The sequence below is a fragment of the Mycobacterium sp. C31M genome (genome assembly GCF_053345865.1).
In genome coordinates this window covers 52,118-71,158 of sequence record NZ_JBKFAX010000028.1, presented here as the reverse complement: position 1 = coordinate 71,158, position 19,041 = coordinate 52,118, and the positions used below count along the sequence as shown (strand labels likewise).

At 67.4% G+C, this 19,041-nt stretch carries 16 protein-coding genes and 1 tRNA gene; 12 read left to right on the top strand and 5 right to left on the bottom strand.

Going from position 1 to position 19,041, the window contains the following annotated elements; translation table 11 throughout:
- Together ACLBYA_RS29960 and ACLBYA_RS29955 are read left to right on the top strand one after the other, a co-directional pair.
- Window positions 1-284, top strand: a 284-nt coding sequence (locus tag ACLBYA_RS29960; protein ID WP_447713114.1) for a hypothetical protein, incomplete at its 5' end; no start/stop codon positions are given.
- Entirely contained in the window at window positions 281-781 is a 501-nt protein-coding gene (locus ACLBYA_RS29955) for a hypothetical protein (protein WP_447713113.1), read from the top strand. The genes ACLBYA_RS29960 and ACLBYA_RS29955, both read left to right, overlap by 4 nt.
- A 4-nt stretch (window positions 782-785) precedes the next feature.
- Here ACLBYA_RS29955 and ACLBYA_RS29950 read toward each other — a convergent pair whose 3' ends face one another.
- Window positions 786-1,388 carry a class I SAM-dependent methyltransferase gene (locus ACLBYA_RS29950; RefSeq protein WP_447713112.1) on the bottom strand — a complete coding sequence of 201 codons (603 nt, stop codon included), beginning with the start codon at window positions 1,386-1,388 and terminating at the stop codon, window positions 786-788.
- A gap of 69 nt (window positions 1,389-1,457) precedes the next feature.
- Here ACLBYA_RS29950 and ACLBYA_RS29945 point away from each other — a divergent pair, with 69 nt between their 5' ends.
- Complete coding sequence (locus ACLBYA_RS29945) at window positions 1,458-1,754, top strand: type VII secretion target (RefSeq protein ID WP_447713111.1); 297 nt, start codon at window positions 1,458-1,460, stop codon at window positions 1,752-1,754.
- Here the strand turns inward: ACLBYA_RS29945 and ACLBYA_RS29940 are convergent, their stop codons facing one another.
- Window positions 1,755-2,048, bottom strand: a complete 294-nt coding sequence (locus tag ACLBYA_RS29940; protein ID WP_447713110.1) for a putative quinol monooxygenase — start codon at window positions 2,046-2,048, stop codon at window positions 1,755-1,757.
- A gap of 37 nt (window positions 2,049-2,085) precedes the next feature.
- Window positions 2,086-4,356 carry a SpoIIE family protein phosphatase gene (locus ACLBYA_RS29935; RefSeq protein ID WP_447713109.1) on the bottom strand — a complete coding sequence of 757 codons (2,271 nt, stop codon included), beginning with the start codon at window positions 4,354-4,356 and terminating at the stop codon, window positions 2,086-2,088.
- Between the two features lie 183 nt (window positions 4,357-4,539).
- Between ACLBYA_RS29935 and ACLBYA_RS29930 the strand changes: the two genes are divergently transcribed.
- Both ACLBYA_RS29930 and ACLBYA_RS29925 read left to right on the top strand, forming a co-directional pair.
- Window positions 4,540-4,917: an STAS domain-containing protein gene (locus ACLBYA_RS29930; protein ID WP_447713108.1), complete on the top strand. Its 378-nt coding sequence runs from the start codon at window positions 4,540-4,542 to the stop codon at window positions 4,915-4,917.
- Between the two features lie 95 nt (window positions 4,918-5,012).
- Entirely contained in the window at window positions 5,013-6,467 is a 1,455-nt protein-coding gene (locus ACLBYA_RS29925; protein WP_447713107.1) for an aldehyde dehydrogenase family protein, read from the top strand.
- A gap of 82 nt (window positions 6,468-6,549) precedes the next feature.
- On the opposite strand, the gene ACLBYA_RS29920 is transcribed toward ACLBYA_RS29925, so the two are convergent.
- A tRNA-Arg gene (locus ACLBYA_RS29920) sits at window positions 6,550-6,622 on the bottom strand.
- A 97-nt stretch (window positions 6,623-6,719) separates the two neighbouring features.
- Between ACLBYA_RS29920 and ACLBYA_RS29915 the strand changes: the two genes are divergently transcribed.
- The 5 genes from ACLBYA_RS29915 to ACLBYA_RS29895 all read left to right on the top strand — a co-directional run bounded on the left by ACLBYA_RS29915 (window position 6,720) and on the right by ACLBYA_RS29895 (window position 14,621).
- On the top strand, window positions 6,720-7,154 hold the full coding sequence (locus ACLBYA_RS29915) for a group I intron-associated PD-(D/E)XK endonuclease (protein WP_447713106.1): 435 nt from the start codon (window positions 6,720-6,722) through the stop codon (window positions 7,152-7,154).
- Window positions 7,155-7,272: 118 nt separating this feature from the next.
- Window positions 7,273-8,742, top strand: a complete 1,470-nt coding sequence (locus ACLBYA_RS29910) for a wax ester/triacylglycerol synthase family O-acyltransferase (protein ID WP_447713105.1) — start codon at window positions 7,273-7,275, stop codon at window positions 8,740-8,742.
- The gene (locus ACLBYA_RS29905) at window positions 8,739-10,265 is read left to right on the top strand and encodes an HAD-IB family hydrolase (RefSeq protein WP_447713104.1); all 1,527 of its coding nucleotides are present in this window, start codon (window positions 8,739-8,741) and stop codon (window positions 10,263-10,265) included. Before ACLBYA_RS29910 ends, ACLBYA_RS29905 begins: the two co-directional genes overlap by 4 nt.
- A complete protein-coding gene (locus tag ACLBYA_RS29900) occupies window positions 10,249-12,594 on the top strand; it encodes a glycerol-3-phosphate 1-O-acyltransferase (RefSeq protein WP_447713103.1) in 2,346 nt (781 codons plus the stop codon). Before ACLBYA_RS29905 ends, ACLBYA_RS29900 begins: the two co-directional genes overlap by 17 nt.
- 23 nt (window positions 12,595-12,617) lie before the next feature.
- Window positions 12,618-14,621 carry a cytochrome c oxidase assembly protein gene (locus ACLBYA_RS29895; RefSeq protein ID WP_447713102.1) on the top strand — a complete coding sequence of 668 codons (2,004 nt, stop codon included), beginning with the start codon at window positions 12,618-12,620 and terminating at the stop codon, window positions 14,619-14,621.
- A 7-nt stretch (window positions 14,622-14,628) separates the two neighbouring features.
- Here the strand turns inward: ACLBYA_RS29895 and pknB are convergent, their stop codons facing one another.
- Window positions 14,629-16,467 carry a Stk1 family PASTA domain-containing Ser/Thr kinase gene (gene pknB / locus ACLBYA_RS29890; protein ID WP_447713101.1) on the bottom strand — a complete coding sequence of 613 codons (1,839 nt, stop codon included), beginning with the start codon at window positions 16,465-16,467 and terminating at the stop codon, window positions 14,629-14,631.
- A gap of 229 nt (window positions 16,468-16,696) precedes the next feature.
- On the opposite strand from pknB, the gene ssb reads away from it, so the two are divergent.
- A complete protein-coding gene (gene ssb / locus ACLBYA_RS29885; protein WP_447713100.1) occupies window positions 16,697-17,131 on the top strand; it encodes a single-stranded DNA-binding protein in 435 nt (144 codons plus the stop codon).
- 75 nt (window positions 17,132-17,206) lie between these two features.
- Window positions 17,207-18,880, top strand: coding sequence for an energy-dependent translational throttle protein EttA (gene ettA / locus ACLBYA_RS29880; RefSeq protein ID WP_447713099.1), 1,674 nt, complete (start codon window positions 17,207-17,209; stop codon window positions 18,878-18,880).
- Window positions 18,881-19,041: the final 161 nt, after the last annotated feature.

Here is a 19,041-nt window from a genome sequence, read left to right as displayed (position 1 = left end):
GGGTGGTGCCGGCGGAGCGGGCGGCGGCGCCGGCGGTGGCGGCGCGGCAGGCGGTGGTGGCGGTGGTGGCGGTGCTGCGGGCGGTGGTGCCGGTGGTGGCGGAGCCGCCGGTGCAGGTGGTGCCGGTGGCGGCGGCGCGGCAGGCGGTGGAGCCGGTGGTGCTGCCGCTGGTGGTGGCGGTGCCGCAGGTGGTGCAGGAGCCGGTGGCGGCGGAGCCGCAGGAGCCGGTGGCGGCGGAGCCGCAGGTGCCGGTGGCGGTGCGGCGGGCGGTGCCGGCGGTGTGAACGCCGCGGCCGTCGGCCCGCTGATGGCCAGTACCGGTGGGCTCGGCGCCGTTCAGGCGGTGGCTGCCCCTGCCGTCGCGGCGGTGCAGGCTGCAGCCCCGGCCGGTGCGGTCGGTGTCGCTGGTCCGGCGGCCACCGCGGGTGGCGGAACGGCGTTCGCCGGAATTCCCGGCGTCATTGCTCCGGCAGCCGGTGCAGCACAGGGAATTCCGGGTCTGGTCATGGCGCCGCTCGCCGGTGTGACCGGTGTGTTGGCCGAGATCCTGCCGCAGCCCTCGTTGGGCGCACCCTCGGGTATTGGTGGCGTGACCGGCATGCTGCCCACGCCGCAACTGGACATGCCGGGTATCAGCGGTCTCGGGGTGCCGGTGCCGACCCAGGTGTCGATGCCGACCGACCTGGTCTGTGAAGGCGTCGGGGGCTGGTCGTTGTCCACTCCGGGCACCGGCAGCGTGATGCCGGACGCGACGGCCGGCATCCGGTCCGACGACTGGTGATCGGTCAGTCCTCGCGAGTCCAGCGCAACAGATAGCGGTAGTACAGGGCGCGTCGCACACGCGCCCCGGGCAGGACGTCGTCGGCCACGCGTCGGATCTCGGAAAGAGATTCCCGCGGGTCGGCGACGACCACCCCGATGTCCGGTTGCTCGCGGTGCAGGCGTGACCCGATCTGCACGGCGGGTAGGCACATCACCGCCCACAGCCAGTCGTACGCCGATTTGTTGGCGCTCAGTCCGACGACGCCGATCGAACCACCCGGCGCCAGCAGTCCACGGGCGCGCTCCAGCGTCCCGCGCAGGTCCATATGGTGCAGGCTCGCGACGAAGGTGATCAGGTCGAAGCGGGCGTCGCCGGGGTCGAACCCCGCAAAATCGGAGTGGCACAACGTCACTGCCGGCAGCGCGCCCACTCGGGCGCGGGCCCTCGACACCGCGGCCGGGCCAGGATCGATCGCGGTGACCGATTTCGACACCCCGGCCAGGCGCTGCGCCAGCAACCCGTCACCGCAACCGACATCGAGGACATGTCCGCGGCGCCGTTCGGCAACGCTCAACAACCACCGGTGGTAGGCGGTGTTGTGATTCCAGTACTCGCCGTCGACCATGACTCCCACTGTGCCAGCGCAGCCGAATCTGCCGCGGGGACGGCGGTCGGGCCGATTTACGATGGGATCATGGCGAATCTGCGGGTCGACCCGGCAAGGTTGATCTCTGCGGCCGCCGCGGAGCGCGAGATCGGGTCGACAGTCGGTTCGCTGGCCGCCGGTGACACCCTGCACGGTGCGGCCGCCGGGGTGTCCCAGCTGTCCATCGGGGCAGCCATGTCAGCCGCGGCCACGGCGGTCGATCAGGTCGGTGCCGCCGCCAGCCGCGAACTGATGGCCCATGCCGGCAAGTTGTCGGTCGCCGCCGACAGCTACCGCCGCGCCGACGAGGCACTCGGGCAGCGCCTGGACACGACCGTTCGGTGATCAGACCTCGGACGTCGTATACCGCGTCTTGACCGGCGGCGCCGCCAACAGTGGTGGCAGGTCGGTCAGCTTGCCGTCGCCGGCCCGAAAGGCGCGGTAGGCCTCGTCATGGTCCACCGATTCCCACACTTCGTAGATCACCCAATGGGTTTCGTCGGTGTCGTCGACCAGCACATCGGTGGCCAGATTGCCGGCGAACGCCCGGGTATCGACCAGTGCGCGGCCCATCACCTCGCGGGCCTGCGCGACGGAATCCGGCCGGAACCTCAGTTCCAGTAGTACGGTCACCGGCATCGTCATCTCCTTTGTTTCGGGTGGGTTGGGGTTCACGTCAAGATGGGTGTCGGCGCAAAGCGATGACGGTGACATCGTCATCGGTGTCGTTGGGTGTCATGGCCGCCGAGATCCGTTCCGCTGCAGTATCGCTGGAGCCACCCAGAGTCGCCGCGAGTCGCTCGAGACCGTCGTCGATAGACGTGGTTCGCCGCTCGACCAGCCCGTCGGAGAACATCACCAAACCCTGCCCGGGTGCGATGGTGAATTCGCTGGTCGTGTAGCTGACGCCGCGGACTCCGATCGGCGGGGACAGTCGAATCGGCGCGGCCACCACCGCACCTCCGGTCACAAACGGCATCAGGTGGCCCGCAGAGGCCGCCTCGACATGGCCGGTGTCGATATCGATGCGGGCGACGATGGCGGTGGCGAACGTCCGCGGCATCAAGTGCTGGCTGAACACGTTCAGACCGTCGAGCGCCTCACCGGGCGTCGCGCCGGTGAAGAGGTTGGCCCGCAGCACGTTACGCAGCTGCGCCATGGTGCCGGCGGCGGTCAGGCCGTGGCCCGCGACGTCGCCGAGCAGCACGATCAGCCGACCGTCACGCAGCAGGAAAGCGTCGTACCAGTCGCCGCCGACCCGCCCACCCGCGGCAGGTTGATAGTCGGCGGACAGATCCCACTGCGCGAGGGTGGGAACCGATTCGGGTAACAGGCTGCGCTGCAGCATCTCGGCGACGCGCAAGGTCTCCTTGGTGCGCCGGTACAACGACTCGACGAGGTGGCGTCGCAACTCTTCGGCGGATTCGGACTGGATGGGCGTCCACGGCTCGCTGCACTTGTCGACCACCTCCCTCCACCGTTCGAACGATTTGCGCGGGCTGAGTCGGACACCGTCACCCTCGGCGACCGCGATCGCCTTGTTGTGCGGATCGCCACCCCAGTCGACGGCGCGCCGCACCTCGCCGCGGAACCAGATCACGTGCTGGCCATCGGGCAGGTTGAGCGCCAAAGCACCTGCCGCGAGGTCGGATTCGGCTGCCAGGGGTGGAAGCTGCTCGGACAGGCACTCGGCGACGGCAACGTCCTCGCCGGATGTACGGGCCCAGGCCGCGACCGTCGACACCACATCGGCCGACGGAACCGAGCCCAGTTCCCGGCGGTCTCCGCCGATCTCGACGACGACACCGGTCGCCGGTACCAGGTCGATCAGGCTCGGGGTGCCGAGCAGTGCGTCGGCCAGTGATCGTCCGTCGTCGAATGTCGCTGCGGTCAGCCGGGCAAGGGTGGCCTGCGCCGCGAGGCGGTCGCGTAACTCGTCCTCGTCGAAGCGGTCGACGAGACGCAGCGACAGCGTCGAGCCGAGGAATTCCGCGGCCGCCCTCGCGCCGTACGGCGGCAGGTGCGGACCGGCGTAGTGATGGCAGGCGATCAGGCCCCACAGTCGGCCGTGTCGCAGCAGCGAGATCGACATCGACGCGCGCACACCCATGTTGCGCAGGTATTCGATATGGATGGGGGACACACTGCGCAGGGTGGCGTGGGTGAGATCAAGCGGCTCACCACTGTCGGGATCCTGGGCAGGCAGCAGCGGTGCCGGGATGTAGTCGACGTCGGAGATGAGCCGCAGCCAGTTCTTCTCGTACATGGCCCGGGCCTGAGCGGGGATGTCGCTGGCGGGATAGTGCAGGCCCAGGAAGGCATTCAGGTCCTCGCGCTTGGTCTCGGCGACGACCTCGCCGTTGTAGTCCCTGTCGTATCGGTAGACCATCACCCGGTCGAATCCGGTCAGCGCCCGCACCGCACGGGCGGTGGTGTCATACAACTCGGTGAGTGTCGTCGCTCGGTTTAGCTCCTCGACCGAACTGCGAACCGCCTGATAGGTGTTCGGGAACGAGAATGGTCGCTCCCCGTAGGCCACCTCGATCTCGACCAGCAGAACGCCGCCGGGCTCGCGGTGCAGGAGGACATCGAAGGCACGTGTCCGTCCGTCGACGGTGATCTCGACTTCCAGCGGGTTACGTTGGCGCAGATCGCCGAAGGCCGCCGCCGCCTGGCGGATCACATTGGCCTGCTCGACACCGATGAGTTCGGACAGGTCGCGATCGAGGACGTCGTCGACGGACTTGCCCAGCAGCTCACCGACATTCGCGCTGACCTGGCGGACGATAAAGCTGGGCTCCCGGACGACGGCGAGCACACCGCGCGGCTGGATGCTGCCCGGGATGTGAATCGGTTCGCGAGCGCAGTTGTCCAGATCGATGACCGTCCCCGGCGGCAATAGGCCGTCGACGGTCACTTCGTCGGCGTCGTGACGTGAAATGAGCACCCTCCGCTGCTGTCCCATTGGCAACCGGTGACCAGCCTGCCAGGCCCCCCTACACGGCGTTCACTCCGGTGTCCGGCCGTCGACTTACGTTAGGCTCGTGTCAGACGGCGTACCAGCTTGTTCGGTTAAGAAACAGCCCGCGAGACATGGCGCCTACGAGTCGACGGTTCCGCGAGGTATTCCATGTCCGACCAGTTCGAATCCGGTCCCGCGCCCGGCGTGTACGCCGAAGCGTGGCACGACGCGACGGTGGTGGTGAGCTGCGCCGGCGTGATCGACATGGTCACCGCCCCTGGCCTGCGTCAGGTCGTGTCGGCCGCCATCAAGAAGCAACCCGACGCGATGATCGTGGACTTGTCCGAGACCGAGATGTTGGCGTCATACGGGATGTCGGTGCTGGTCGAGACGCATGAACGGCTCACGCCCGACGTGCCGTTGGTGGTGGTGGCCGACGGCCCTGCAACGTTGCGCCCACTGGAGTTGATCGGGTTGTCGGCCGTGCTGACGATCCGTCCGAGTCTGAGCTCTGCGTTCGAGGAGCTGCGCCGCTCGGCCGGCTGAGTACGAATCCCCGAATACACCCCGTTCCGACCCTGGACACCTCCCACTTACGCGCGTAACTTCACTTCGGACCGCGACGAGAGGACCCGAGGACAGTGACCAACACGATCGACATCGACCCCGCCCTGCAGAACCGTGGCTCCGGCGGCGTCATCCCGGTGTTCAATCCGTCCAACGAGGAGCAGATCGCCGAGGTGATCGACTCCGACCAGGCCACCGTCGACGCGGCGGTCGCCCGGGCCCGCGAGACCTTCGAGTCGGGTGTCTGGCGCAAGCTGCCCGCCGCGCACCGGGCCGACGTGCTGTTCAAGGCCGCCGAGATCATCAAGGCCCGTACCGAGGAACTCGCCGAGATCGAGGCCCGCGACAACGGCATGAACGCGATGGCCGCCCAGCAGATCATCAAGGTCGCCAACGAGATGCTGATCTACTACGCCGGGTGGGTCGGCAAGATCCACGGCGAGTCGGCCAACCTGGTCTCCGACGGTCTGCTCGGCCACTTCGAGGAGTACCACACCTTCACCCAGCTGGAGCCGGTCGGTGTCGTCGGCCTGATCATCCCGTGGAACGGGCCGTTCTTCGTCGCCATGCTCAAGGTCGCTCCGGCGCTGGCGGCCGGCTGCAGCGCGGTGCTCAAGCCGGCCGAGGAAACCCCGCTGTCGGCGCTCAAGCTGGAAGAGATCTTCCGCGAGGCCGGTCTGCCCGACGGCGTCCTCAACGTCATCACCGGTTACGGCGAGACCACCGGCGCGGCGCTGACCGCGCACCCGGATGTCGACAAGATCGCTTTCACCGGGTCCACCGAAGTGGGTCGGCTCATCGTCAAGGCCGCTGCGGGCAACCTCAAGCGCCTGACGCTGGAACTCGGCGGAAAGTCACCGCTGATCATGTTCGACGACGCCAACCTGGACAAGGCGATCATGGGCGCCGGCATGGGCCTGCTCGCCGGTTCCGGACAGAACTGCTCGTGCACCTCCCGGATCTACGTGCAGCGCAAGATCTACGACCAGGTGGTCGAGGGGCTGGCCGGATTCGCCCAGATGCTGCCGATGGGCGGCTACGAGGACCCGACGTCGGTGCTCGGGCCGCTGATCAGCCACAAGCAGCGCACCCGGGTCGAGGGCATCGTCAGCGACGGTGTCGCCGCCGGCGCCGAGGTCATCACCGGTGGCAAGCCGATGGACCGTCCCGGCTATTTCTACGAGGCCACCATCGTCACCAACACCACCCCGGACATGCGGCTGATCACCGAGGAGATTTTCGGACCCGTGGGCTCGGTGATTCCGTTCGACGAGGAGGAAGAGGCCATCGCCGCCGCCAACGACACCGAGTACGGGCTGGCCGGTGCGATCTGGACCGAGAACCTCAGCCGTGCGCACCGCGTGGCCAACGCGCTGCGCGGCGGCCAGATCTGGGTGAACTCCGCACTGGCGGCGGACCCGTCGATGCCGATCTGCGGGCACAAGCAGTCGGGCTGGGGCGGCGAGCGCGGCAAGAAGGGCCTGGAGGCCTACTTCAACACGAAGTCGGTGTACATCGGGCTGACCTGACGCGGCTGGCTTGTCGGAGGTGCGCGATACGGTGCGGTCAACAGAGATAAGGGCTGCACCGTGCGGACGAACTCAAAGAAAGTACCCCCGACAGGATTCGAACCTGCAACCCACCGGGTAGAAACCGGATGCGCTATCCGTTGCGCCACGGGGGCGGGTCGGACCCCCGTAATTTACACCTCAACTGCGCCCTTTCAGCAACCGATGCCGGCACCTCGTCCGCGATGTACCGGCACGATCGAAGGGCGATCAATGGCTCGACATCACACCAAGAACAAGGGCGACCTCGGTGTCGCCAAGGCGTATGCGGATCTGGTGTCCAAGGGCTTCGATATGTTGCTCCCCACCACCGAACACGCGCCGTTCGATCTTGTGGCGTATGCCGATGGCACCTTCCACCGTATTCAGGTCAAGTACCGGTCGGGTCAGAAGGGGAGCGTGGTTGTCATGTTGAACTCGGGTTGGACCGACCGGCATGGCGTCCACAAGCGACCAATGGACAAGGACTCCGTCGACGTGGTCTGCGTTTATTGCCCGGAGACCGATGAGTGCTATTACTTCCGCCCGGCTGACCACAAGGCGTCTGTGACGTTGCGGATCACGCCGGCTCAGAACGGCCAGCAGAAACGGATCCTGCCCGCCGCTTCATATCGCGACTTTCCGGACACACGCCGAACCTCAGCCTGAAGCTGTGAGCTTCGGCGCTCCCCACCAAAGGGCCGTCGCACCGCAGCGCCGCCGACTAGCGTGGACGCTGCACAAGCGGCGTAATCAGGAGGAGAGTCCGCGCGATGAGCTGCACGCAATGAGCAGGGTGCCGTTGGATGCGGCGGGCCTGCCCCAGAAACTGAACGGCGTCGACACCCTGCTGCACCGCGGCGAGGCCAATCCCCGCACCCGCTCGGGCATCATGGGCGTCGAGCTGCTCGACACCACGCCGGACTGGGAACGGTTCCGCGCGGTATTCGAACAGGCGTCGCGCAAGGTGCTGCGGCTGCGCCAGAAGGTGGTGATGCCGACGCTGCCGACGGCATCGCCGCGCTGGGTGGTCGACCCCGACTTCAATCTCGACTTCCACGTGCGACGGGTCCGGGCACCCGAACCCGGGACTCTGCGCGAGGTCCTCGACCTGGCCGAGATCTCGCTGCAGTCGCCGATGGACATCACCCGGCCGCTGTGGAGCGCCACCCTGGTCGAAGGTCTCGAAGGCGGCCGGGCCGCCACCATCTTGCACCTCAGCCACGCCGTCGCCGACGGGGTCGGCACCGTCGAGATGTTCGCCCACATCTACAACCTGGAGCGCGACGTCCCGGTCGGTGACCTTGCGCCGCTACCGATTCCGCAGGATCTGTCGGCCAACGACCTGATGAAGCTGGGCATCAACCGGATGCCCATGAAGATCACCAACAGCGTGCTCGGTCTGGTCGGCGGGGCGGTGGCCGCGGTCACCAATGTGGTGCGTGATCCGGCCGCCGCGGTCAGCGGTGTCGTCGACTACGCCTTGTCCACCACCCGGGTGTCCCGGCCGGTGGCCGATCACTCACCGCTGCTACGTCGGCGCAGCCTGTCCTCGCGCAGCGAGGCCATCGACATCGTCTTCGCCGATCTGCACACGGCGGCCAAGGCGGCCGGCGGCTCCATCAACGACGCTTACCTGGCCGGGCTGTGCGGGGCGTTGCGGCACTACCACGTCGCCAAGGGCATGCCCATCGATGCACTGCCGATGGCGGTGCCGGTGAACCTGCGCTCCGAAGACGACCCGGCGGGCGGAAACCGTTTCGCCGGAATCAATCTGGCCGCCCCCATCGGCATCGCCGACCCGCAACGCCGGATCAGGGCCATCCGCTCGCAGATGACCAGCAAGCGTGAGGAGCGGGCCATCGACATGGTGGGCTCGATCGCACCGATCGCCAGCTTCCTGCCCGACGCGATCCTGGAATCGGTGGCCGGTTCGGTGGTCAACTCCGATGTGCAGGCCAGCAACGTGCCGGTCTACCCCGGGGACACCTTCATCGCCGGGGCAAAGGTGTTGCGGCACTACGGACTCGGCCCGCTCCCAGGTGTTGCGATGATGACGGTGCTGGTATCGCGTGGCGGTTATGTCACCGTCACCACCCGATACGACCGGGCCTCCTTCGTCGACGACGAGCTGTGGGGTCGCGCCCTGGTGCAGGGTTTCGACGAGGTGCTCGCCCTCGGCGGCGACGCGCGCGTCGCCGCCGCATCCTTCTCGGTACCGCAACCTGCCTCATCGAATGGGAGTGCCGCGCAATGAGTTCGGGCAACGGCGAGTCGAAGGTCATGCGCCTTCCCGGCACGGTCGCCGAAATCGAGGCCAGCCCGCAGGGGCCGCAGGTCGGTGCCTTCTTCGACCTGGACGGCACGCTGGTCGCCGGGTTCACCGGTGTCTTGATGACCCAGGACCGGTTGCGCCGCGGACAGCTGAGCGTCGGCGAGTTCATCGGCATGGTGCAGGCCGGGCTGAACCACCAGCTGGGCCGCTCGGAATTCGAGGACCTGATCGGCAAGGGTGCCCGCATGCTGCACGGCAACTCGGTGTCCGATCTCGACGAGATGGGGGAGCGGCTGTTCGTCCAGCACGTCCGCGACCGTATCTACCCGGAGATGCGGGCGATGGTGCGAGCGCATCAGGCCCGCGGACACACCGTGGTGCTCAGTTCGTCGGCGCTGACGGTGCAGGTCGAACCCGTGGCCCGGTTCCTGGGCATCGACAACGTGCTGAGCAACAGGTTCGAGGTCGACGAACACGGGCTGATCACCGGTGAGGTGTCCAGTCCGGTGATCTGGGGTCCGGGCAAAGCCGATGCGGTGCAGAAGTTCTCGGCCGAAAACGGGGTGGACCTGGCCAAGAGCTACTTCTACGCCGACGGCGACGAGGATGTCGCGCTGATGTACCTGGTCGGCAACCCACGCCCGACCAATCCGGCAGGCAAGCTCGCCTCGGTTGCCCAGAAGCGCGGCTGGCCGATCCTGAAGTTCAGCAGCCGCAGCGGCAGCAGCCCGGTATCGCAGATCCGCACCCTGGCCAGCCTGGCGACCATCCCGACGGTTGCGGCCGGGGCCATCGGTCTCGGACTGCTGACCCGCAACAGACGCACCGGGGTCAACTTCTTCACCAACAACTTCGGCCGACTGCTGATGCTCACCACCGGTATCGATCTCAACGTGCTGGGCAAGGAGAATCTGACCGCCCAACGGCCCGCGGTGTTCATCTTCAACCACCGCAACCAGGCCGACCCGTTGATCGCCGGCCGACTGGTCGGGGAGAACTTCACCGGGGTGGGCAAGAAGGAACTCGAACGCAACCCACTGATGGGACCGCTGGGCAAGGTGATGGACGCGGCATTCATCGACCGCGACGATTCGCAGGCCGCCATCGAGGGGCTGCGCAAGGTGGAAGAGCTTGCCAAGAAAGGGCTTTCGATACTGATCGCCCCCGAAGGCACCCGGCTGGACACCACCGAGGTCGGTCCGTTCAAGAAGGGGCCGTTCCGCATCGCCATGGCCGCCGGCATCCCGATCGTGCCGATCGTCATCCGCAACGCGGAGGTGATCGCCGCCCGCGACTCGAGCACCTTCAACGCCGGCAAGGTCGATGTCGCGGTGTTCCCGCCGATCCCGATCGACGACTGGACCCACGACAACCTGCCCGGCCGGATCGCCGAGGTTCGCCAGCTCTACCTGGACACCCTGCTGGCCTGGCCGCAGGACATCGAACCGATGAATCACGCTGTCTACCAACGTTCGGGAGAGGGCACCGGTGAAAGCGGTCGCTGAGGACTTCGCCAGCTTCAGCCCCACCGGGGACACCCTGGTGCTCGCCGCCGTCGGCTCGCCCGCCGAACAGGAACTGCTCGACGCCTGGCTGGCCGAGCAACACCGGGACCGCCCCGACGCCCGCGTCGAGGTCCTGCTGCTGCCCGACCATTCCGACGACCCGCCGGCCACCGTGATGGCGCGCCTGGTCGAACTGCTCTCGGCCGACCCGGACCGCTCCGTGGTGCCGGTGCGGATCTTCTGGGTGCCGGGCGGTCTGCCCACCCGCTCCAAACTTGTGTCCTTGATCTCCGGTCGCGACACCTACCGGCCACCGGAACTGCTGCAGCGCCGCATCCTGCGCAAGGATCCGTCCCGGGCCCGGGTGGTGGCCGGCGAACCCGCCAAGGTCTCCGAGCTGCGTCAGCAGTGGAACGACACCACCACCGCCGAGAACCCCAGGGAGTTCGCCCGATTCGTCATCCGTCGGGCCATCCTGGCCATCGAGCGGGTGGAGTTGCGCCTGCTCGGCCCCGAGTACAAGTCGCCACGACTGGTCAAACCGGAGATGCTGGCCTCGGCCCGCTTCCGGGAGGGTCTCGACCAGATCCCGGGCGCCACAATCGAAGATGCCGGGGCCATGCTGGACGAGCTGTCCACCGGCTGGAGCCGGTTCTCGGTCGATCTGATCCCGACCATGGGCCGGGCCATCTTCAGCCGCGGATTCGACCCACACATCGACTACGACCGCACCGAGATCGAGGCGATGCGCCATTCGCTGGAGATCCATCCGGCGGTCCTGCTGTTCTCGCACCGGTCCTATCTCGACGGGGTCATTGTCCCGGTTGCCATGCAGGAGAACCGGTTACCGCCGGTGCACACCTTCGCCGGGATCAACCTGTCCTTCGGCTTCATGGGTCCGATCTTCCGGCATTCCGGGGTCATCTTCCTGCGCCGCAAGCTCGACGACCCGCTCTACAAGTACGTGTTGCGCCAGTTCGTCGGCTACATCGTCGAGAAACGGTTCAACCTCAACTGGTCCATCGAGGGCACCCGGTCACGTACCGGAAAGATGTTGCCGCCCAAGCTCGGTCTGCTGTCGTATGTCGCCGACGCCTACCTCGACGGCCGCAGCGAGGACATCCTGTTGCAGCCGGTGTCGATCAGCTTCGACCAACTGCACGAGACGGCCGAGTATGCCGCCTACGCGCGCGGTGGGGAGAAGACACCGGAAAGCGTCAGCTGGCTCTACAACTTCATCAAGGCCCAGGGCGAACGGAACTACGGCAAGATCTACGTCCGCTTCCCGGAAGCGGTGTCGATGCGTCAGTACCTCGGCGAACCGAACGGGCCCATCGCCACCGACCAGGACGCCAAGCGGCTGGCGATGCAGAAGATGGCCTTCGAGGTGGCCTGGCGCATCGTGCAGGTGACCCCGGTCAACGCCACCGGGCTGGTTTCGGCGCTGCTGCTGGCCGCCCGTGGTGTCGCGCTCACCGTCGACCAGCTGCACCACACCCTGGCCGACGCGCTCGATTACCTGGAGCGCCGTCAGATCCCGATGACCAACAGCGTGTTGCGGCTGCGCACACCGGAAGGCGTGCGGGCCGCGGTCGACGCACTCTCCGGTGGGCATCCGGTGACCCGCGTCGACGGTGGCCGTGAACCGGTCTGGCGGATCGCCCCGGAGGACGAACACGAGGCGGCGTTCTACCGCAACTCCGTCATCTACGCGTTCCTGGAGACCTCGATCATCGAGCTGGCGCTGGCACACGCGGCGACCGCCGACTCCGACTGGCTGGACGCGTTCTGGGCGCAGGTGATGCGGCTGCGCGACCTGCTCAAGTTCGAGTTCTACTTCGCCGACTCGGCCGCGTTCCGCGACAACGTCACCCACGAGATGTCCTGGGTCGACGACTGGGAGGACAAGATCGCCCAGGGACCCGATGCCATCCGCGAGCTGTTGCGCATCAAGCAGCCGTTGCTCGGCGCCGCCATGCTGCGGCCCTTCTTCGAGGCCTACGAGATCGTGGCCGATGTGCTGCGTGATGCGTCGGCCGAGATCTCCGAACCGGATCTGACCAAGCTGGCACTCGGTGTCGGTCGCCAGCACGTGGCGCAGTCCAAGGTGCGCAGTGCCGAATCGGTGTCGGCGCTGCTGTTCGCGACCGCCCGCCAGGTGGTCGCCGATCAGAACCTGCTCAAGCGCGCCCCCGACCTGTCCGAGCGTCGCGCGGCGTTCCTCAAAGAGATCCGCGGCATCCTCGCCGACCTGAACACGGTGGAGAAGACCGCGCTGAAGGCGTACCTGCAGCGCGAGCAGGTGTCACGCCGGTCCGCAGCCGGCTGAGGAGCCCACTTACCCTTTATGGCATGACTACCGTTGCGCCGCCGGTGCGCTCCAGCACCGTGTGGCCGACGTTGTGGGGCGTCGCGTTGCTCGCCGGTGCCGTTGCCGCCGGGATCGGCGGCCTGTCCCTGGTCGACAGTTTGGCCGCCACCGGGCTGCCCAACCCGGGCACGGTGACGACCTACGGGTTGCCGTTCGTCCGTGCCGTCGGCGAGGTCGCGGCCGCCGTCGCGGTCGGCTCCTTCCTGATGGCCGCCTTCCTGGTGCCACCGCAGCGCAGTGGCGTGCTCGACGTGACCGGATACCGCGCCCTGCGCACCGGCACCGTCGCGTCCGGCGTCTGGACGGTCTGCGCGGCGCTGCTGGTGCCATTGACGGTGTCCGATATCTCCGGCCAGCCGTTGAGCAAGCTCGGGCTGTCGGAGATCTGGACGGTCGCCGGTCTGATCGAGACGGCCGGCACCTGGCGGTGGACGGCACTGTTCGCCGCGATCGTGACGGTCGTGAGCATGCCGGTGCTGCGCTGGTCGTGGACTCCGGCACTGCTGGCCGGGTCACTGGCCACTCTGCTGCCGCTGGCGTTGACCGGGCACTCGTCCTCGGGTGGCAGCCACGACGTCGCCACCAACAGCCTGCTCATCCACTTGATGGTGGGTGTGGTGTGGGCCGGTGGGCTGCTGGCGTTGTGGGCGCTGGCGGTGCGCGGCGGCGACCACACCGATGTCGCCGCCCGGCGTTTCTCGGCGATCGCGTTGTGGTGTTTTGTCGCGATGGCGCTGTCTGGCACCGTCAACGCCCTGGTGCGGGTCCGGCCCGCCGACCTGTTCACCCAGACCTACGGCTGGCTGCTGGTCGGCAAGGCCGCGGCGCTGGTGGTGCTCGGAGTACTGGGATGGCTGCAGCGCGGACGGTCGGTCACGGCATTGGCCGCCGATCCGAGCGCGCGACGCCCGCTGATCCAGCTGGCCTTCGTCGAGTCGCTGATCTTCGGTATCACCTTCGGCCTTGCCGTCGCGCTGGGTCGCACCCCGCCGCCCCCGCCCACCACGATCCCGTCGATCACCGCCGTCGAGATCGGTTACGACCTGGCCGGCCCGCCCACGCTGGCCCGGATCCTGTCCGACTGGCGTTTCGACCTGGTCTTCGGCACGGCGGCGATCATCATCGCCGCGGTCTACATCGCCGGGGTGATCCGCCTGCGTCGCCGCGGGGACGCCTGGCCGATGGGGCGCACCATCGCCTGGCTGTGCGGGTGTGCGGCGCTGCTGTTCGCCACATCCTCTGGTATCGGGCGGTACATGCCGGCGATGTTCAGCATGCACATGACCGCGCACATGCTGCTGTCGATGTTGGTGCCGGTGTTGTTGGTGCTCGGTGCGCCCGTCACCCTGGCGCTGCGGGCGCTGCCGACCGCGGGCAAGGACAACCCGCCCGGGATGCGGGAGTGGCTGTTGGCCGCGCTGCACAGCCGGGTGTCGCAGTTCCTCACCAACCCGATCGTGTCGACGGCGATCTTTGTCGCCGGTTTCTACGGCTTGTACTTCGGTGGGCTGTTCGACGCGGTCGCCGGCAGCCATGCCGCGCACCTGGCCATGAACGTGCACTTCCTGCTCAGCGGTTATCTCTTCTACTGGGTGGTCATCGGGGTGGATCCGACGCCGCGGCCGATCCCGCATCTGGGCAAGCTCGCGATGGTCTTCGGCTCGCTGCCGCTGCACGCGTTTTTCGGTGTCGTGCTGATGGGCATGCAGACCGTGCTGGCCGGGGACTTCTACCGGTCGCTGCAGTTGTCCTGGCATACCGACCTGCTGGGCGATCAGAAGCTGGGCGGCGGTATCGCCTGGTCGACGGGTGAGGTCCCGCTCGTGCTGGTCATGTTGGCCCTGCTCATCCAATGGCGGCGCAGCGACAACCGCACCGCCAAACGGTTGGACCGGGCGGCCGACCGTGACGAGGACGCCGAACTGGCCGCCTACAACAACATGCTCGCCAAGCTGGCCCAGATCGAGGACCGCAACAAGTCCTAGCGGCCTCTTATCGGCCGTAGCTCACCGTGATCGTGCCGTTGCGGTTCACACCCGTGCGCGGCGCGGGATCCTGGCGGACCACCCGGAAGCGACTGTCGCCGCCGGCGTCGATGTCGGGTCCCTTGAGCAGCAGTCCGGTGAAGCCGAGGGCCTGCAGCTGCTGCTGCGCATCGGCATACAACAGACCGGTCAGATCGGGCATCGCGAACTGGTTGGCGCGTGAGACCTTGAGGGTCAACGGGGCATCCGAGGGCACCGAGGCGCCGGCCGGGGGATCGGTTTCGGCGACCTGCCCGATCGGCAGCATGCTGTCGGTCTCGGCCTGCAGGATGGTGGTGAATCCGGCCGTTTCCAGGTTCTGGGTGGCCTGTTCGACGGGCTGCCCGGTCACATCGGGCATCGTCCGCGCCGACGGCCCGGAGCCGACCAGGATGACGATCTCATTGCTGGTCGCCGAATCCTGCCGGGCCGCGGGGATGGTGCCGATGACACGGTCGAGCTGTTCGGCCGACGATGCCTGCGGTTGACGGCGGACATCAGAGAAGCCGGCATCCTCCAGCGCCTGCACCGCATCCTCGTAGCTCATGTTCGCGACGTCGGGGATGCGGCGCTGTTCGGGTCCGGTGGACACGTTGACGGTGACGTCGTCACCTGAGGACACCGACGAACCCGAGCCGGGATCGGTACCGATGACGCGTCCCGATTCCACCGAGCCGTCTGGTCGGGAGTCGACCACTGGGTTCAGCCCACTGTCCTGCAGTTGGCTCACCGCCTCCTGGCTGGTCAGGCCCTGCACATCGGGAATCTGAACACGATTGACCGCGCCCACGATGTAGACCCCGGCGATCACCAGCAGCGCCACCGCCGCGATCGCGCCGGCCGCCAGCCACCCGCGCGAGCGCCGTGGGACGGCCGGCAGCGTGCGGGTGTGCGAGCCGCCGACCGCGGGGGTCTGATCGGTGTCCTCGGATTCCTGCGGCGATGGTGGCTGCGCGATCGGCGCGTTCCCGCTGCCGACCCGCTGCAGATCGGCCTGCAGGGCGGCGGCACTCTGATAACGCTTCTCGGGTTTCTTCGCCAGTGCCGTCATCACCACCGCGTCGAGTTCGGGGGAGATGCCGGCACGGCGCTGTGACGGTGGTACCGCCCGCTCGCGGACGTGCTGATAGGCGACCGACAGCGGGGTGTCCCCGGTGAACGGTGCCTGCCCGGTCAACATCTCGTAGAGCACGCAGCCCAGCGAGTACACATCGGTGCGGGCGTCGACCTGCTGGCCGCGGGCCTGTTCCGGGGAGAAGTACGCGGCCGTGCCGACGACGGCGGAGGTGGCCGTCAGCCGGTCGCCGGTGGTGGCGCTCATCGACCGGGCGATGCCGAAATCCATCACCTTCACCGCGCCGGACTGGGTCACCATGATGTTCGCCGGCTTGATATCGCGGTGCACGATGCCGCGGCCGTGGCTGAACTCCAGGGCGGTGCACACCTCGGCGATGATCGAGATCGCGCGCTGCGGCGGCAGCGCGCCGTGCCGCTGGATCAGGGTGCCGACGGTCGCACCGTCGACGTACTCCATCACCAGGAACGGCAGCTTGCCGGTCGGAGTCTCCGCCTCGCCGGTGTCGAACACCGCGACGATTGCCGGATGGTTCAACGCCGCGGTGTGCCGGGCCTCGCGGCGGAACCGTTGCGAGAAGTTCGGGTCGCGGGCCAGGTCGGCGCGCAGGATCTTGATGGCGACGTCACGGTTGAGCCGGACGTCACGGGCCCGGTGTACCTCCGACATGCCACCGAAGCCGAGTGTCTCGAACAGCTCGTAACGGTCGGTCAGCTGCTGCGGCGCCGTCATCGCACCGTGCCGCTCGCACCAGAGCTGTCATGTCCCACGTGTCGATCTTCCCCCAACGCCGAAGCAGGTTGCCTTGCGGTAGCCGCAATACATGTTTGTCCACAATCACCGGTTCATCCACAGCCTGCCGCTCTGGACCGTCAGCCCTGGCCGCGCTGTCGGTGCCCGGCGGGTCAATGGGCGCACGGCCGGCATTCCGCCGACCGGTGGATGACCAGAGAGGCATGCCATGTTCGAGACACCCTTCACCGCCGTCGGCAACGTGATCACCGATCCTGTCCTGCGTCGCGTCGGCGATCAGGACTTCGTCAAGTTCCGGATGGCCAGCAATTCGCGCCGACGCACCCCCGAGGGCAGTTGGGAGACGATCAACACGCTGTACGTCACCGTCACCTGCTGGGGAAAGGTCGCCACCGGTATGGCCGCCGTGCTCTACAAGGGTGATCCGGTGGTCGTCGTCGGCCAGATCTACACCGACGAGTACGAGGACAAGGACGGTAACCGCCGGTCCAGCGTCGAGGTCCGCGCCTCGGCGGTCGGTCCGGATCTGTCGCGGGTGCGCGCCAAGCTGGAGCGCACCCGGCGGGTCGAGGACTCCGCCGAGGATGCCGAGGATCAGCCGGGTGAGCAGGCGCCGGATCCGGAGCTGCTCATCTCGGCGTAGCGCGGGATTCGGCCGTGCCTAGGATGGAACGCGAGTTTTACGCGATTTCCAGCCACAGGAAGGCACGAGCACGGCATGGCCGAATTCATCTACACGATGCGGAAGGTCCGCAAGGCACACGGCGACAAGGTGATCCTTGACGACGTCTTCCTGAACTTCCTTCCGGGCGCGAAGATCGGCGTTGTCGGTCCCAACGGGGCCGGTAAGTCGAGTGTTCTCAAGATCATGGCCGGCATCGACCAGCCCAACAATGGCGACGCCTTCCTCCAGCCCGGCGCGACGGTCGGCATCCTCATGCAGGAGCCCGAGCTCGACGAGACCAAGACCGTGCGGGAGAACGTCGAGGACGGCGTCGCCATCAAGGCCAAGCTCAACCGGTACAACGAGGTCGCCGAACTGATGGCGACCGACTACACCGACGAGCTCATGGAAGAGATGGGCCAGCTGCAGGAGGAACTCGACGCCGCCGACGCCTGGGATATCGACTCCCAGCTGGAGCAGGCCATGGACGCGCTGCGCTGCCCGCCGCCGGACGAGCCCGTCACCCACCTGTCCGGTGGTGAGAAGCGTCGCGTCGCGCTGTGCAAGCTGCTGCTGTCCAAGCCCGACCTGCTGCTGCTCGACGAGCCGACCAACCACCTCGACGCCGAGAGCGTGCTGTGGCTGGAGCAACACCTCGCCGACTACAAGGGCGCCATCCTGGCGGTCACCCACGACCGGTACTTCCTGGACAACGTCGCCGAGTGGATCCTGGAACTCGACCGTGGCCGTGCCTATCCCTACGAGGGCAATTACTCCACCTACCTGGAGAAGAAGGCCGAGCGCCTGGAGGTGCAGGGCAAGAAGGACCAGAAGCTGCAGAAGCGGCTGAAGGAAGAACTGGCCTGGGTGCGTTCGGGTGCCAAGGCCCGGCAGGCCAAGAACAAGGCCCGCCTGGACCGCTACGAGGAGATGGCTGCGGAGGCCGAGAAGACCCGCAAGCTCGACTTCGAGGAGATCCAGATCCCGGCGCCGCCGCGACTGGGCAACACCGTCGTCGAGGTCAGCCATCTGGACAAGGGTTTCGAGGGGCGCACCCTGATCAAGGACCTGTCCTTCACGCTGCCCCGCAACGGCATCGTCGGTGTCATCGGCCCCAACGGTGTCGGCAAGACCACGCTGTTCAAGACCATCGTCGGTCTGGAGGCGCCCGACAGCGGTGAGGTCAAGGTCGGCGAGACGGTCAAGCTCAGCTACGTCGACCAGAGCCGCGCCGGTATCGACCCGAAGAAGAACGTCTGGCAGGTCGTGTCCGACGGGCTGGACTACATCGAGGTCGGGCAGAACGAGATCCCGTCGCGGGCCTATGTATCGGCGTTCGGCTTCAAGGGACCGGACCAGCAGAAGCCGGCCGGCGTGCTCTCCGGTGGTGAGCGCAACCGGCTGAACCTCGCGCTGACCCTCAAGGAGGGCGGCAACCTGATCCTGCTCGACGAGCCGACCAACGACCTGGACGTCGAGACGCTGTCCTCACTGGAGAACGCGCTGGAGCAGTTCCCGGGCTGCGCCGTGGTCATCAGCCACGACCGCTGGTTCCTGGACCGCACCTGCACGCACATCCTGGCGTGGGAGGGCGACGGCGACAACGAGGCCAAGTGGTTCTGGTTCGAGGGTAACTTCGGTGCCTACGAGGAGAACAAGATCGCCCGACTCGGCGCGGACGCCGCACGCCCGCACCGCGTCACCCATCGCAAGCTGACGCGCGACTGAGAACTCTCCTCCAAAACGACAAAACGGTTGCGCCGACGGTGACGTCGGAGTAGCCGTTTTGTCGTTATGGCCCTGTGAATCCGGTGGGGTGAAGGCCAAGCGGTTCGCGGTGGCGATAGGGTCGCCGTGTGTGCCGCGCAGGTCGCTCGAGATGCTCAGTG

Excerpts from the sequence above, each read along its gene's own strand:
- ACLBYA_RS29950 (WP_447713112.1), bottom strand. The coding sequence starts at position 1,388 with ATGGTCGACGGCGAGTACTGGAATCACAACACCGCCTACCACCGGTGG.
- ACLBYA_RS29945 (WP_447713111.1), top strand. The coding sequence starts at position 1,458 with ATGGCGAATCTGCGGGTCGACCCGGCAAGGTTGATCTCTGCGGCCGCC.
- ACLBYA_RS29940 (WP_447713110.1), bottom strand. The coding sequence starts at position 2,048 with ATGCCGGTGACCGTACTACTGGAACTGAGGTTCCGGCCGGATTCCGTC.
- ACLBYA_RS29930 (WP_447713108.1), top strand. The coding sequence starts at position 4,540 with ATGTCCGACCAGTTCGAATCCGGTCCCGCGCCCGGCGTGTACGCCGAA.
- ACLBYA_RS29915 (WP_447713106.1), top strand. The coding sequence starts at position 6,720 with ATGGCTCGACATCACACCAAGAACAAGGGCGACCTCGGTGTCGCCAAG.
- ACLBYA_RS29910 (WP_447713105.1), top strand. The coding sequence starts at position 7,273 with ATGAGCAGGGTGCCGTTGGATGCGGCGGGCCTGCCCCAGAAACTGAAC.
- ACLBYA_RS29905 (WP_447713104.1), top strand. The coding sequence starts at position 8,739 with ATGAGTTCGGGCAACGGCGAGTCGAAGGTCATGCGCCTTCCCGGCACG.
- ACLBYA_RS29895 (WP_447713102.1), top strand. The coding sequence starts at position 12,618 with ATGACTACCGTTGCGCCGCCGGTGCGCTCCAGCACCGTGTGGCCGACG.
- pknB (WP_447713101.1), bottom strand. The coding sequence starts at position 16,467 with ATGACGGCGCCGCAGCAGCTGACCGACCGTTACGAGCTGTTCGAGACA.
- ssb (WP_447713100.1), top strand. The coding sequence starts at position 16,697 with ATGTTCGAGACACCCTTCACCGCCGTCGGCAACGTGATCACCGATCCT.
- ettA (WP_447713099.1), top strand. The coding sequence starts at position 17,207 with ATGGCCGAATTCATCTACACGATGCGGAAGGTCCGCAAGGCACACGGC.